The sequence below is a fragment of the Chamaesiphon polymorphus CCALA 037 genome (assembly GCF_003003845.1).
Taxonomy (GTDB): Bacteria; Cyanobacteriota; Cyanobacteriia; order Cyanobacteriales; family Chamaesiphonaceae; genus Chamaesiphon; species Chamaesiphon polymorphus.
Map to the genome: position 1 here is coordinate 24,106 of NZ_PVWO01000004.1, position 14,701 is coordinate 38,806.

General features: G+C 46.1%; 18 protein-coding genes and 1 pseudogene. 13 read left to right on the forward strand and 6 right to left on the reverse strand.

All coding sequences use genetic code 11. The features are described 5' to 3' along the window. The first annotated feature begins 2 nt into the window (after positions 1 to 2). The 6 genes from C7B77_RS00575 to grxD all read left to right on the forward strand — a co-directional run bounded on the left by C7B77_RS00575 (position 3) and on the right by grxD (position 3,792). The gene (locus C7B77_RS00575) at positions 3 to 1,223 is read left to right on the forward strand and encodes an FHA domain-containing serine/threonine-protein kinase (RefSeq protein WP_106299376.1); all 1,221 of its coding nucleotides are present in this window, start codon (positions 3 to 5) and stop codon (positions 1,221 to 1,223) included. 49 nt (positions 1,224 to 1,272) lie between these two features. Next, positions 1,273 to 1,455, forward strand: coding sequence for a hypothetical protein (locus C7B77_RS29510; protein WP_181243655.1), 183 nt, complete (start codon positions 1,273 to 1,275; stop codon positions 1,453 to 1,455). 169 nt (positions 1,456 to 1,624) lie between these two features. Next, positions 1,625 to 2,380, forward strand: a complete 756-nt coding sequence (locus C7B77_RS00580; protein ID WP_106299377.1) for a hypothetical protein — start codon at positions 1,625 to 1,627, stop codon at positions 2,378 to 2,380. Positions 2,381 to 2,579: 199 nt separating this feature from the next. Beyond that, positions 2,580 to 3,032 carry an NAD(P)H-quinone oxidoreductase subunit N gene (locus tag C7B77_RS00585; RefSeq protein WP_106299378.1) on the forward strand — a complete coding sequence of 151 codons (453 nt, stop codon included), beginning with the start codon at positions 2,580 to 2,582 and terminating at the stop codon, positions 3,030 to 3,032. Between the two features lie 67 nt (positions 3,033 to 3,099). Then, entirely contained in the window at positions 3,100 to 3,357 is a 258-nt protein-coding gene (locus tag C7B77_RS00590; protein WP_106299379.1) for a BolA family protein, read from the forward strand. Between the two features lie 111 nt (positions 3,358 to 3,468). Beyond that, complete coding sequence (gene grxD, locus C7B77_RS00595) at positions 3,469 to 3,792, forward strand: Grx4 family monothiol glutaredoxin (RefSeq protein ID WP_106299380.1); 324 nt, start codon at positions 3,469 to 3,471, stop codon at positions 3,790 to 3,792. Between the two features lie 198 nt (positions 3,793 to 3,990). Here the strand turns inward: grxD and C7B77_RS00600 are convergent, their stop codons facing one another. Then, positions 3,991 to 4,239, reverse strand: coding sequence for a DUF6761 family protein (locus tag C7B77_RS00600; protein WP_106299381.1), 249 nt, complete (start codon positions 4,237 to 4,239; stop codon positions 3,991 to 3,993). Between the two features lie 543 nt (positions 4,240 to 4,782). Here C7B77_RS00600 and C7B77_RS00605 point away from each other — a divergent pair. Together C7B77_RS00605 and C7B77_RS00610 are read left to right on the forward strand one after the other, a co-directional pair. Then, entirely contained in the window at positions 4,783 to 5,541 is a 759-nt protein-coding gene (locus C7B77_RS00605; RefSeq protein ID WP_106299382.1) for a response regulator transcription factor, read from the forward strand. A gap of 84 nt (positions 5,542 to 5,625) precedes the next feature. Next, on the forward strand, positions 5,626 to 5,901 hold the full coding sequence (locus C7B77_RS00610; protein ID WP_106299383.1) for a hypothetical protein: 276 nt from the start codon (positions 5,626 to 5,628) through the stop codon (positions 5,899 to 5,901). Positions 5,902 to 6,278: 377 nt separating this feature from the next. On the opposite strand, the gene C7B77_RS00615 is transcribed toward C7B77_RS00610, so the two are convergent. Beyond that, positions 6,279 to 8,591: a RelA/SpoT family protein gene (locus tag C7B77_RS00615; protein WP_106299384.1), complete on the reverse strand. Its 2,313-nt coding sequence runs from the start codon at positions 8,589 to 8,591 to the stop codon at positions 6,279 to 6,281. Positions 8,592 to 8,662: 71 nt separating this feature from the next. On the opposite strand from C7B77_RS00615, the gene C7B77_RS00620 reads away from it, so the two are divergent. From C7B77_RS00620 to C7B77_RS00630, 4 genes and pseudogenes are all read left to right on the forward strand, one after another. Continuing rightward, positions 8,663 to 8,893 carry a hypothetical protein gene (locus tag C7B77_RS00620; RefSeq protein WP_146138126.1) on the forward strand — a complete coding sequence of 77 codons (231 nt, stop codon included), beginning with the start codon at positions 8,663 to 8,665 and terminating at the stop codon, positions 8,891 to 8,893. 38 nt (positions 8,894 to 8,931) lie between these two features. After that, a complete protein-coding gene (gene patD, locus C7B77_RS00625; protein ID WP_106299386.1) occupies positions 8,932 to 9,279 on the forward strand; it encodes a heterocyst frequency control protein PatD in 348 nt (115 codons plus the stop codon). 199 nt (positions 9,280 to 9,478) lie between these two features. Then, a pseudogene (locus C7B77_RS31600) lies at positions 9,479 to 9,535 on the forward strand (hypothetical protein); the annotation flags it as partial. Continuing rightward, positions 9,536 to 9,862 (forward strand): TFIIB-type zinc ribbon-containing protein, encoded by a 327-nt coding sequence (locus C7B77_RS00630; protein WP_245893962.1) that lies wholly within the window; start codon positions 9,536 to 9,538, stop codon positions 9,860 to 9,862. It begins immediately after the preceding pseudogene. Between the two features lie 377 nt (positions 9,863 to 10,239). Here C7B77_RS00630 and C7B77_RS00635 read toward each other — a convergent pair whose 3' ends face one another. From C7B77_RS00635 to C7B77_RS00650, 4 genes are all read right to left on the reverse strand, one after another. After that, a complete protein-coding gene (locus C7B77_RS00635) occupies positions 10,240 to 10,554 on the reverse strand; it encodes an SH3 domain-containing protein (RefSeq protein WP_106299387.1) in 315 nt (104 codons plus the stop codon). A 52-nt stretch (positions 10,555 to 10,606) separates the two neighbouring features. After that, a complete protein-coding gene (locus C7B77_RS00640) occupies positions 10,607 to 11,557 on the reverse strand; it encodes a hypothetical protein (protein WP_106299388.1) in 951 nt (316 codons plus the stop codon). 220 nt (positions 11,558 to 11,777) lie between these two features. Continuing rightward, positions 11,778 to 12,695, reverse strand: a complete 918-nt coding sequence (locus C7B77_RS00645; protein WP_106299389.1) for an o-succinylbenzoate synthase — start codon at positions 12,693 to 12,695, stop codon at positions 11,778 to 11,780. A gap of 39 nt (positions 12,696 to 12,734) precedes the next feature. Then, complete coding sequence (locus C7B77_RS00650) at positions 12,735 to 14,009, reverse strand: RNA-guided endonuclease InsQ/TnpB family protein (protein WP_106299390.1); 1,275 nt, start codon at positions 14,007 to 14,009, stop codon at positions 12,735 to 12,737. 56 nt (positions 14,010 to 14,065) lie between these two features. Between C7B77_RS00650 and tnpA the strand changes: the two genes are divergently transcribed. Further along, a complete protein-coding gene (gene tnpA, locus C7B77_RS00655) occupies positions 14,066 to 14,476 on the forward strand; it encodes an IS200/IS605 family transposase (RefSeq protein ID WP_106299391.1) in 411 nt (136 codons plus the stop codon). Positions 14,477 to 14,701: the final 225 nt, after the last annotated feature.

The following is a 14,701-nucleotide window of genomic DNA, read 5'->3' on the forward strand; positions in this document are numbered from 1 at the left end:
CGATGAAAAATATTCAAATTTCGTTGTGGGACGAGCAGAGGACTCAGATCTTACAGCAGTGGCAATTTACCCCCCCAGCACCGATTGAGATCGGCAGATCTCCCGAACGCCAAGTCGTCATCGATCGACCCTCAATTTCGCGGCTCCATGCCACAATTTCGTATACGAGTTTGCGTCAAGGTGGCGGCTATTGGGAAATTAGCAATCATAGCCCCAATGGTACTTCTGTCAACCAAATCGCTGTCGTCCAGGGCAAAGGCTCTACTCTGGTCACTAATGACGCTCGGATCGAATTATCTAACGCCGGGACATTATTAACCGTCGAACTCGATGTCGCGCCGCTACACGTCCACTTACCAGCGGCTCCCGTCAAGTGCGAACACCCAGACAACCCACCCAATACCTTATTTTGCATCCACTGCGGCGAGCCAGTTACGGTCATTCGTCAGATTAGGCAGTATCAAGTCCTCAAAACCCTGGGACAAGGCGGTATGGGTACCACTTATTTAGCTTGGGATAAGGCTAAATTGTTGGTACTCAAAGAAATGAATGCGGATATGGCGGTAATTCCCAAAGCGCAGGAATTATTCGAGCGTGAAGCTAAAATCCTCCAAAGCCTGCACCATCCTGGCATTCCCGAATATTATGATTTCTTCGTCGCCGACGGACGCAAATATTTGGCGATGGAACTGATCCACGGCCAAGATTTAGACTTGTATGTGATGGAGCGTGGCAAAGTCAATATCGCCCAAGCGATCGACTGGATGATTCAATTGTGCGAGATCTTGGGCTATATCCATCAACAACAACCGCCACTGATCCATCGCGATGTCAAACCTGCCAATATCTTGGTGCGGACGATCGATCGCCGGATCTTTTTACTCGACTTTGGTGCCGTGAAAGAGATCGGCACCCTCGGCGGTACGAAAATTGGTGCGCCAGATTACATGGCACCAGAACAAAATAGCGGCAAACCCGTTACCCAGTCAGATTTATTCGCGATCGGGCCGACCTTAATTTTCTTACTCACTGGGCGCAATCCGGCTGATTTTATCCAACTCCTCCCCGACGGCTATCGGTTCGATCTCTCCAGCGTCCCCCTCGTGTCGCCCCAAATGCAAGCAACGATCGATAAAGTCACCCAACGTCGCCCGATCGATCGTTATCAAACCGCCGCAGAGCTAGCTCAAGATCTCCGCAAACTCGCTCGTCCGTTGAATTAGTTGGGAGTTGGGAGTTGGGAGTTGGGAGTTGGGAGTTGGGAGTTGGGAGTTGGGAGTTGGGAGTGGACGCAAGCGTCCTTTTGCGCTCTATGAACCCATTCATCCACTCATCCACTCATCCACTCATCCACCCATCCACTCATCCACTCATCCACCCATCCACCCATCCACCCATCCACTCCCTTCCGGATCGGCCAAATTGACCATGCGATTCAATGCGATCGTCAGTTAGAATTTAGATATTAATCCGCTTGGATCTGCGATCCTGAAGGCGCAAAGTCTGGTTAGTAACAGTCAATATTCTTCTCAAAGATCGCTCTAAATTAAATTTTAATAATTACTGGTATTCGTTTGTCTTCATAAACACAGGACAAGCATAATTAATTAAAGACACAAGTAATATGTTATTATCCACTGATATTCCTCCGCAAGCAATAAAAAGAGAATCTCTAGCCCAATATTTAGCCAAAGTGTCAACCGAACGTCGAAAGTTAGTCAAATTAGAAGTAGATTTTATCCCCCAAATTAGGGACAAGTGGGATAAAATTTTAGTCGATCGGACTACCGATCGCAAACGTGCGGAGAAGGCCATCGATGCTTGCTATTTATATGCTGGCTTAGATAGATCGAACATTCTGTGGACAGAAAATCCGTTGACTGCCTTAACATTTTTGATGAATCGTCCGGATTTAGTCGATGTCAGCAGCCGCATTTTGCACCAAATCTGCGATACTTGCGATCGCGAGATAAATTGTCAAATTCAGCCTGCGTTTATCGATGTTGTCAAAGCTTACGCCAATCCGCGCGCGGTAGTGCTCGACGAAGCGCAAAATATGGCCTTCGATCTCCTGGGCGATTTTTTAAATCAAGTTTCAATTTCAGAACTCCAAAAGAGTTATCCCTTACTCGATACCTTGTCGCTCCCTAGCGCACTGCAAGATTATCGGATTGCCTACTTGAGCTATTTTGATTATTTTCACCAAATTGGCATCGATATCCCCCAAATACAATTACTCGTGGATTTAGCTCAGTCTTGTGGATGTTGCTGGGCGTTTGAAAATATTACGATCGTCACCCCCAAAGCATCGGCGATCGAATTTAACGATCGCGGTGAATTAATCGCACTCATCTATGATGGCGTGAACATTCTCAAGTAGATATGGGTTGAGGCTCTCATCCCGTGGCATAATTAGAGGGAGAATGAGCGAGTAAAGCGTTGCGCCGCTGAAGATCTATATCTTGCGATTAGCTCTCTAGCGCGGCTACGCTAACGAGATCGAATTGTCAAAAGATTTATAACTGACAATTGACGATCGTCACTAACCGAAACTAATTGTTAATAAGGATATCGAGACTGTGCCCCTAATTACTACTGGTAAGCCATTTATCCGCGATCTAGAACAAGCTGGCTCGTTAGGTGTATACGTCCCCTTAGAAGGCGGTTATGAGGGTCGCTATCAGCGGCGACTCCGCGCCACTGGCTACGAGAGTATGCGCTTATCTGCCAGAGGTTTGGGCGATATCAGTGCCTACCTCACCGGAGTGCATGGCGTGCGTCCAGCTCACTTGGGCAAAAAGGAAATTCGCACGTATTATATCCCACCGATGCTCGACACCTTCCTCAACAATCTACTCCCGACTTCTAAAGGGTTGGTAGTGTGGCTGATCGACGGACAGGTGCTCTCCAAACAAGAATTAGCTTATCTCACCCAATTACCCACGATCGATCCGCGCGTCAAAGTTGTCATCGAATTAGGTGGCGATCGCAAATTTAGTTGGGTTAAGCTTGCGGATGTCGCCAATGCATAGGCTAGATTAGTTCTGGACACTCCAGTTATAATTAGTAGACCCGAAAGTAACTAGACTAATTTTTAGTATGAGCGCGATTACTCCCAGTCAAGTTAAAGCCTCGATCGAAGCAGGACTCCCCGGATCGATCGTTCAGATTACCGATTTGACAGGCGGCGGCGATCACTATCAAGCGGTGGTAGTTTCAGATCGGTTTGAAGGCAAGTCGCTGATCCAACAACACCAGTTGGTCTATGGTACCGTGAAAGAAGCGATGGCTAGTGGTGCAATTCACGCCCTCGCTCTCAAAACTTATACCCCCGCAACATGGCAAGCTGAAAAATAGGTAACGCAGCCATCGTTTGGCGTGCATCTACTGCTGCATCTGGCAATTTGCCGCGCGCAGTAGCAGCAGCGATAACAGTTAATTTTGATTCTCTATATTCTCGAACTTATTATGACTACTCCAGTATCAGAAAAAATCGGTCAATTAATCGCAGATAACAAGATTATGGTATTCATGAAGGGCACTAAAATGATGCCCCAATGTGGATTTTCCAATCAAGTCGTGCAAATTTTAAATATTCTCGGCGTCCCTTACGAAACTGTCGATGTCTTAGCAGATGGAGATATTCGCCAAGGAGTGAAAGAATATTCTAATTGGCCGACAATTCCACAAGTGTATATCGATGGTGAATTTATTGGCGGTTCGGATGTAATGACAGAACTTTACCAAAAGGGCGAACTTCAACAAATGGTGGAAGTTGCATTAGCTAGCTAAATTGATGTCAGTCGTTCCAAGTTGGAGCGACTAAAATTCAAATCAAGAGGAGGGTAGATCGTCGATCTACCCTCCCTTTAATTAGGCTGCTCGGTTTTTATCGATCGAGCACTGCTGAAAATTAAGGTGAGGAAGATTAAGCTTGCGGAGCGAGAATGTATCGATCGGTAGAGATCGGATTAAACGACAATCTAACGATTAATAATAATCGGGTTCGCGCTGAAGTTCGACTCTTTCAAAATTCGAGGGATCGTAAACATAACGAATTACTTCCTCCTCAAGTCGATTGATTTGATATGCTTCTAGCGTATTCGTACTCCTTAATGCAGCCAAATAGCCATCAAGATATAGACGCAGGTCATCGGAGCGGTATCCTCGATGCCACATTTCAACTAAGGCGTCCGTAATCTTTTGGTAATGCCCGATCGTTTCTATAGTTTGCAGCATAGCTAAATCCCTCGATTTACTAAATAGGGTATCTCAAAATTGTTCAATGGGGCATATCTTCACTGTACTCTAAATATTCGATAATTTGAGGTGTGGAAAATACACGTTTGCGTGTCTTGACCGAAACGCACGCTGAGGCTAAATAGTTGTAAATTAAGTTTGCTAAGGGCGGGGTAGATTTATAGAAATATGATATCTATATACTTCACAGTTAAAGGCAATCGATCCGGAAAGGTTGCGATCGTTATCTGCATCGCGCCGCACATTGGCTGTCGTGCTAAGGCGGGGATCGGTCTGTAGATAACAACGTTAACCCAATAGGTAAATTATAGACGGCTAGCCGATGAGTTTATGTTCCACTTTCAGAAAAGAACGCGAACAACCGTAATTTTTGCAGAAATAATGGCAATATCTGCCCATAATCGCATCTTTAGCTATGGGCGATCGCCCGAAAGTTACTCGCGATCGGATTAAGATGGCAAGTAGTTGTAAAGTAAGTTCGATCTGTAATATCGATCGAGACTCAGGAAATGTATCCCGACCATGAGTGTGCAGATTCACATTATTGAAGCCAATCACAACTTGCGATCGCTTTTGGCTTGGCATCTTCAACAAGCTGGTTATCAGGTAAACCAATCAGGGACGCTAGCACAGGCATACCAACACTGCGCGCGCGAACTGCCGACGCTGGCAATCTTAGCTTCAGATTTACCAGATGGCGAGGGCATCGAATTTTGTCAGTGGTTGTATCCTCAAGGCAATTCGCTGATTTTGATGCTATCGGCACGAATTCGCGAGATCGATTTAGTCAGCGCGCTCCACGCTGGAGTAGACGACTATCTCAAAAAACCGTTTGGAATGCCAGAATTTTTGGCACGAGTGGCAGCTTTACTGCGGCGCAGCCGGATTGCCAACACGATTCCGACAGATCTGACTTATGGCAATTTACGCATCGATTTAGTGCGCCGTTGCGTTTATCTGAGAAATCTACCGCTGACAGATCTCGACGCTACTAAGACTGTTGCAACCAGCACAAATTCTCACAAATCGCCAGATTCGAGCCGTCAGGAGTCACTAGAAACTAGAATCGATCTCAGCCCTCAAGAATTTAGTTTACTTTATGTCTTAGCGCAGGCCAACGGACGACCAGTGCATCGGCATGAATTGCTCAAACGCGCCTGGGATATCGATATCGACAACCCCCGCACGGTGGATAGTCACGTCCTCACGCTCCGCAAAAAGCTCGGACATCCCGATCCCATCGAGACTGTCCGCAAAATTGGCTATCGGCTGAATTATTAGAATAGCGACAAAAATGTTAAGATATCTACATAATCAGTTAGGGCTGAGGGACAATGTTCCTAACTGGATAATTGGGTAGTAAACATGATTAACCGTCAAGCCGTCTTAGAATACCTCACCAAGCATCCCAACCATTCAACTTGGCAAATGCGATTGCATTTTTTGCAAGCCATTCGTCAGCGCGATTGTCAGTCGCAAATCTCGATCGGGTCGATTGCCAATCAGCTTAACTATATTCTCCGCGATCTTGAAGCGATCGGCACGCTCCCCTCGTGTTCGGAATCTTCATGTCTAGATCGAGATGGTCTGCAAAGAGAATCTCAGCTAGAGCGATATGCAGAGCTAAATATCGGCGACTAGTAAATCTTTAAATCTCACATGACGATACCTCGATCGAGTTGCCAATTAGGGCAAAGATCGAGATATTCGTGACTAATCGATCTTACTTTTTAGTAGTCCAAACATTACTAAACATCATTAACATTGCACCGATCGCGATCGCGATCGCAAGTCCGCCAGCAAGTGCATTTTGCATCGATTCATCAAAAACCATCTTGTATTACTCCTTGAATAAATAAATTAGTATTGTTAGATTTTGCTAGTTAACGAAGGCAGAGGGTAGTGAATAGTGAATAGTGGATAGTGGATGGAAAGTAGACAGTAGAAGACAGAAGACTTGAGGTATTGTGGAACTGCGCGCCATTACCCATCTACCCATCCACCCATCCACCCATCCACTAATTATCCGACTGGTTGAGCCGACGAATATTAAGCACGTCGCTCATCTGTTTGATTTGAGCCAAACAGCGATCGAGTTGTGCTTTATCGCTGACTTCGATCGACAGATCGATGATTGCAGGTTTGGCATAATGAGTAATCACGTTAGCCGATCGCACGTTAATCTTATTATCGGTCAATCGGGATAAGATATCCTTGAGCACGCCGACTCGATCGAGTACCTCCAATTGGACGCTGACGGGGTAAGTCCGCGCTTTTTCTTTGGTAACTTGGTTATTCCAGCTTACGGGTAGCAAGCGATTTCCGTCCATCTGCTCGACATTGACACAGCCTTGACGGTGGATCGAAATACCACTATTGCGGGTGACGATGCCGATAATTGGTTCGCCAGGGATCGGACTACAACAACCAGCTAAGTGATGTAATAATCCCTCAATGCCGAGAATGGGGAAGTCACTATTTTGGGGTGAAGTTTGCTTGGGTGCGGTGGTTGGGGGCAACTCTTGGGTGGGAGCTTCCCGATCTTTGACCATTTCGCGGAGGCGATTGACTACCGTCTTTTGGGTAATTTCGCCGTAGCCCAATCCGGCGAGTAAATCCTCGACAGTGACGTAATTACAGCGTTGGGCGACTGCCAACATCGGTTCGGATTTTAACAGTGCTTCTAGGCCATTTTTGCCCAATTCGCGCTCTAATAATTCTCGTCCTCTGGCGACATTTTCATCGCGATGCGATCGCTTATACCATTGGGTAATCCGGTTGCGCGCGCCGGGACTGACGACAAAATTCAGCCAGTCGAGACTCGGACGGCTATTTTCGCGCGTGATGATTTCGACGATATCGCCGTTACTAAGCGTCCGCGATAATGGGACGATGCGATCGTTAACTTTGGCTCCCGCACAGTGATTGCCAACTTCGGTATGAATCCGATAGGCAAAATCTACAGGTGTCGAGCCTTGGCGCAACGATACGACTTCGCCTTTGGGGGTGAAGACATAGACGTCGCGTTCGAGTAAATGATCTTTGAGATGGTCGTCAAATTCGATCGCGTCTTTAACGTCATTTTGCCATTCTAATAGTTGGCGCAACCAGGCAAATTTTTCATCGACTTCCGTGCGTCTATTCGAGGTGGCTTTGCCTGCTTCAGAAGTTTCCGTTCCCGATTTATCCGATTTTGCCGCTTCTTTATATTTCCAATGTGCGGCAATCCCGTATTCGGCAACATGGTGCATTTCCAATGTCCGAATTTGGACTTCTAGTGGCGTACCTGTAAAGCCGACTACGGTAGTATGTAAGGATTGATAGCGGTTGTTTTTTGGCAAGCCGATGTAATCTTTAAATCTGCCGGGAATTGGTTTGAACGCATCGTGAATTTCGGCGAGGGCTAAATAACATTCATGATTGGATTTAACAATAATTCTAATTGCCGTCAAATCGTAAATCTCGCTAAATTCTTTCTTTTGGTAGCGCATCTTTTGATAGATGCTGTAGAGATGTTTCGGTCTGCCACTAATATCGACATATTCGATCTTTGCTCGATCGAGTCGATGGCGGATCATCTCAGTCACGTTCGCAATTCTAGATTCTCTAGCAGTGCGCTTTTCGGCGACAAGATCTTGAATTCGGCGATAATCTTCAGCTTCGATATATTTAAATGAGAGATCTTCTAATTCCCACTTAATGCGTCCCAAACCCAACCTGTCAGCTAAAGGCGCGAAAATATCGCGAGTTTCTTGGGAGATTGCTTGCTGTCGTTCGGTGCGTAAATGGTCGAGGGTGCGCATATTATGCAGTCTATCTGCCAACTTGACTACAATCACCCGAATATCTTGCGCCATGGCGATAAACATCCGCCGAAAGTTTTCGGCTTGTTGCTCTTTCTTGCTTGAAAATTCAAATTTTGATAGCTTAGTAACGCCTTCAACTAAATGTGCTGTTTCTTGACCGAATCTCGTCTGGATCTCATCGATCGTAATCGGCGTATCTTCGACCACATCGTGCAAAAATCCTGCTGCAATCATCGGTGCGCCGCCACCTAAATCGCGCAGCAATCCGGCAACTGCGATCGGGTGACAAATGTACGGTTCGCCTGATTTGCGTTTTTGGTCGCCATGTAATTCGTAAGCAAATTCAAAGGCACTCTTAATCAATTTGCGCTCGAGATCCATGGCTGGATCGGGATTGTCTTCTCCATCCAAACACTGTTGCAACCAGTCAGGAATATCGCAATCGTAAACGATTTCGTTATCGGGATCGTTGACAATTGTCACAGGATCGATATTTTCAGTGGAAAGAGAGAGAGGAGTGGTCATAACTGAAGAGAATAGGATATAAATAATCGGAACTAACTTCAATCCGAACCATCTAAATCTCCCAGTGGGGAATGATGGCTCGTCGAGGTTGCAAAGAGTGGCTAAACAATAGTTACGATGACACCAACTACGATGTTATCGATTTAGTCGGACAGCGAATGCCAAAATCGATGCGGCGAGCTACCTTGCGCTGCTTGGAGATCGCCAGATCGCGCTCAATTTACATGGCACTTAATGTAGTGCAAAAATCGCTACATCTGAGTGCCGAGAATGTAGCGTTCGATCGAGAAAATGAAGTGTAAAATTATTTACATAATATTCTATTCTATCTAATTTCGTTATGTTGCCATCCGAACAGATTTTAATGTGGCAACAATTATTTACCCACTTGAGCGACTTGCCCAGCGACTCGATGCCCGAACTGAAAGTCAGTCTCCGACAGACGATCGAGTTTTTTGAGTCGGAGATCCTCACTCAGGATCTCGATCTGGCCGAGCCGCTGGCTGGTAAAATGCGATCGTATTTAACCGAAAGCCATCGGCTATTGCGGCTACTACCAATGGATGCCATGTTTATGGCTGCCGCACGCAATCCCACAACTCTTCAACAACGCCGTCAAGCCTATCAGGAAAAATTAACACTATTGCTCGAATATTGCCAAGCAGCGATCGCTAGTTTGCAACCATAACCATTTTCGATCGATTCATATCCTCACAACAATCTGAGGAAGACTAAACTAGAGATGTAGTTCTTTGCTGCGCCTGCTGACGATCGGCAGCAGATGTACTAAAAATAATTACGGTATTTTCTGCTCGTCTCTACGGTAGCCGGAACCTCTGCCGCGCTAGCGGCGACTATCACCTTATAATTGCCAAGTGATTTAAAAAATGCATTGCCCTAAATGTAGATCTGAGCTAGTAAATGGAATTATCGGCGATCTGCTGTTGACAAAACATTGTCCGAAGTGTGAGGGAGAGTGGATTTCTGGTCGGAACTATCAAGGCTGGAGATCGGAGCGTCCAGCGGTCGTTCCCAGCCGCGAGACGATAGCGCAGAATTATCATCTGCCATATACACCCAGTTCCTTAGATGCCAAAGCCGCACCTTGTCCTGAATGCTCTACCATGATGGCTAGAGGCAAAATCGCGCTCAAGCAACCATTTTATGTCGAACACTGTCTCACTTGTGGCGGGATTTTGTGCGATCGGGGGGGATGGGAAGGACTCGGCCAGTCATCTGAATGCGCTCGAACGTCAAGCGGTTATCGATAAGGTTGGGGTGGAAATGGCGCAGCGAGTTTTCGATCTGGCTGAGGTGCTAGTTCAACATCCCAATGGTGATTTTGCGGCTGCTTATTTGATGCGGCGATTCGATCGCGATCGGAGTTAATTAATAATTGATAATTGATAATTGATAATTGATGACTGGGTTGTTATGGTGGGTATTTCACCTCCACCATAACAACAACCCACCTTTTAGGTGGGGGATTTCAATCTCTGTTATTTGTTAAAACGCGATCGTCAAAACAGAGGGTAGGAGTAATTCATAAATTACCCCTACCCTCTCAGTTATCAATTCTCTGCTTGGTGCGCTAAACCGTCGGGAAACCCGACGAGCGCGCATCCGCAATTCTCAATTATCAATTAAATTAACTACATAAAAAGTCACCTCTGACCCAACCAGTTGCTCCAAAAAAGTTGACTTTTCTCCAGGTATAACCACCAGCAACTCGGGCATTGCCAATTAACACTACCGATCTACCCGGTGGAATTCTACCGATTACTCTAGATTGCTGACCAGCACGAGCGCGCAGATTGATCGGATCGCCATCGCGACTGCAACTGTAGACGGTACTCACCCCACCAAAATTTCCGGGGCCAGATTGTGCGAAGGCAGGTACGATCGAGATTGCGCTAGTTGCGATTGCCAAGCAGATTGCCGCACTAATAGATTGACGTTTCATGATATTTTTTGATGTGTTTGATTGGTTATTTTTTCGATCTAATTCGTTCGATTTATCGAGTAATCCGCACCTCTAAAGAGCGCGGGCGATATTTCAAAACGAAGTCTCTGACTTTGTGGTAGTCATACTTGTTGGTCATCCCGATACAGCCCGATGTACCATCTTCTTTGTTGTCCTTATCGAAACTCGGATCCCAGTGGATACCGAGAGCGGTTCTTCGCATACGCGGGTTGAATCCAGGCTTGGGAAAAATCGGTACCATCGTCCCGCCTACCTCGCGAATCGTGCCCTTGACGACTGTGGGTACGACAGAATACGATCCGTCTGGTAAGGGCGCGTCTGTATCGCTTTGGTAGCGATTTCTGGCTTGGGTAAATCCTCGACCAGTGACAGCATCGAGTTGGAAGATGGAATCTGATGTTCGATCGCGATAAGCAGTCAATTTATAGATCGGATTGTTGAATCTATTCTGAGCGTTGCTGGGATCTCGACTTAAAATCAGACAGGGAAAAGCTCGACAAGAAGCTGATGCAGAAATCCGATTTTGAGATGGCGATTGCGGCTGTTGCTTGGTTAATGCTAGAGCTTTACTCAACTGTTGGATTTGAGCCTTGCTATCGTTAGCGTCGGGATTGAGTCGAGTCGGAGTTAACGCAGCCGATTTGGATCGAGCGGTAGGATCGTTAGCAATTCGCTGTTTAGCATTAAGCGCGATCGAGTCGAGCGGATTTACATAAGGTTCTGACACTACTGACTCAGAGGGAGTCGTTCCCATCTGCGGCGATTTAGATACTTCAGCAGGAGACGATCTCACCACTGAATCTGGTGTCGATTTTTCGATGCTCGGTTGTGCTGGCTGTGCCAAGGGATTCGGCGACGAGACAGGATTGGCGATCGAGCTAATATTTTGAGCATTAGATGGCGAATTAGAATTGCAACTACAGATCGCCAGGGCGACTGCGCACCATCCGAGCGTTCGAGCCACAATTAGAACCTTATGCATATATTTCTACTTGAAATAGGCTATGAGATCGCTACCGACCATAGCTAGCGTTGTGAGTTAATCTACAATCTTCCTCAGTGTTTTCCGAAAAATTTGCTGAGATTGCCAAAAAAAAGATCGCATCATCTGCCGCTAGGATCGATCGAAGCTATAGTCCTTATTTCATAGCTTTTATAGAGCCAGCCGGATAGTTTCGATCGCGTTGCCAGATTTTACGATTCTATAGATCGTCGTCAAACCAGTCCTCTACCCCGAAACCCAGACTGCGAGAAATTTTTAAGTCTGCTGCCAATCGCCAAGCGGCGGCGGTGCCGACTTTAGTTTCCATCACTGCCGAAAATACTACGTCGAGCTGATGTCGTGTAATAAATTTTGCCAGCCGCCAGGGAAATCCGGCAATGCCTGGTTTGATGACATAGATCCCCCGCCAACCCCGTGCGTGAGCCGCTTGAATCCGATCGAATGTCGCGACAGATTCATCGAGGGCAATTGGGGTATGATACCTAGCTGCTAGCGCGATCGTCCGCTCGATCTCTGCTGGTGCCAAAGGTTGCTCGATAAACTCGATCCGCGCTTCGGCACTACAAATTTCCAACCAACGTTCGGCGGTTGTCTGAGTTAAGCCCCCATTGGCATCGAGCCGGAGTTTGGCATCTATGGGGAGATCTACAAGCAATTGTCGCCAGATTGCCTCCTCTTGGACGATCGGCAGTACTCCAATCTTCCATTTGAAGGTAGAGTACCCCCGCCTCACTAAAGCGGGTAATTGGGCAATTGCAGCGGCTCCTGCGGGTAATAAACCACTAAGCTCGAAATGGGGTGCGAGCGTGCTAGATCTGGACAGATCGAAAGCTGTCAAAGCACTGCCAAATCCAAACTGACAGGCGGGTAACTCGTCGGGAATCCGATAAATTTTGTCCGTGTTGATATTATCGCCAACTTGCTGGCACCACTCGATCGATCGATCGATCGATTCTGAGCCAAACCACGGAATTGGTGCGATTTCGCCAAGCTCGGATCTGCCACTAGGATCTGTGAGTTGAATAATGATGCCTTCTCGAATTTCCCACTTACCATGACTGGTTGTCAGCGGTTGTCGAAATGGACGTCGATAGACTGAATAGGTAAATTTATACATGTTCTTATTTACCTGCATTTGTGAACATACTCCCGACGCTCATGCTGACGCATAGAGCGCGGGCTTCTCAGTGACCCCTGGTATCCCATCGGGCATTGTCTTGTCGCGCTTTTTACTGGAGGAAACCTCCAGAGCGCGCGCCGCTTCCTGAGCTTTACGGACGAGATGACCCACCGCCCGATGCTTGATTACTTTTGCTGCGTTGTGGTCGCGATCCAAAGAGCATCCACACTGACATTCATGCCAACGATCTTGGATAGTCTTAGGGACTTTTTGACCACAACTAGAGCATTCTTGAGTTGTACCGTTTGGATTTACAGCAATCGTCATTAGTCCAGCATTTGCAGCTTTAACCGAGAGTATTTGCAGAAATTGACCCCATCCGGCATCATGAGTAGACTTTGCCATTCTAGTTCTGGCAATGCTTTTAATATTTAAATTTTCATGTCCAATATTTTTACCTATGCTTAGAAGTTTTTTGGCGGTTTTGTAATGAAAATCTTTGCGCTGATTCGAGACTTTTAAATGAGCCTTGGCAACTCGTTTAATTGCCTTCTTGCGACGTTTAGACCCTTTCTTTTTACGAGAAAGTGACCGTTGGATTTTCTTCAATCGCCGCTCTAATTTGCGGTAGTGCTGAGGAATAACAACTTCTTCTCCCGAATCATAAACCAGAAAAGATTTCAATCCAAGATCGATACCGATAGTATTGTCTAGGGTTGGAACTTCGGGAGTGAGTTCAGGAATAGAGGAATCTTGCAAAGATAAGGTGATGTAATAACCGTCAGCTTTCTTGACAATCGCAGCAGTTTTTACCTTGAATCCATCAGGAATAGGACGATGCAAAATCACCTTGAGATTACCAATCTTAGGTAACTGAATCAGATTACCTTTGATATGCTCTGGCTTTACTGGATCGGGAAATGCGATTGAGCGATAACGTCCCTGACCTTTGAATCTTGGCTTGCCGCTGCGCTTCCCATTGCTATCGCCTTTAAGCCATCTATCAAAAGTTTTCTCCACCCGTGCAATAACATCTTGCAGCGTGTGAGAAGGGATTTCCTTGTATTCACTGAGCAGTTGTTTAGTATTGACTAAATCCCGCTTTTGAGAATACAGATCGGGACGATCTTTTAACTCTGGTAAATGACAGATGAGCGGACATGAATTAATATCACATCGATTCTGCTCCCACCAATTAAACCGTTCACCCAGCCGATAATTATACTGACGACGACAAAGCTCTATCCACATATCAATTGTGAATTGCTGTTGTTTGGTCAGTCTTAATCTGTACTGGTGAGCAGTTCGCATATCGGCGTTGCTATTCTAAGCTACACTGATTATATCAGAAGTAACCAGGATTGACAATGAAAAACGATTATGTCTCTAGCGGTAGATCCGTATCTGACATGAAAGCCCATCTAGTGCTGACGACTAAATATCGTCGCAAAGCTTTTACTGGAGAGATGTTGAAGCGATTACAGGAGATTTTATTCGATCTATGCCAGAAGTGGGATTGTAAGTTGATTGAGTTTAATGGCGAGGAAGACCACATTCATCTACTGTTTCAATACTATCCACAGATGGAGTTACCTAAGTTTGTTAACAACATTAAGTCAGTATCTAGTCGTCGAATTAGAAGTGAGTTCTCTGAACACGTCAATAATTTTTACTGGAAAGATGTGCTTTGGAATGAGTCGTATTTTATTGCTTCTTGCGGTGGTGTTACTGTATCTGTTCTTCGGCAGTACATTGAACAACAAAATACACCAGAGTAAGCCAAGGGATTTTGCTCGTCTCCTCATGCACCCCCTCTCTTCCAAGATCTAAAGATTGTTGCTTCGTTCGGGGGTGCAATCGTCACCTCGCCAGCATTCTTCCCGACGCTCATCCGAGGCGGATAGAGCGCGGGGCTGCTGCTGTTAACTCACGGTTCGCTCATTTTGGAGAGAGGTAGTCAAATTGGGTTAAAGTTTGACAATGAGCAAGCCTGTAACCTTAAC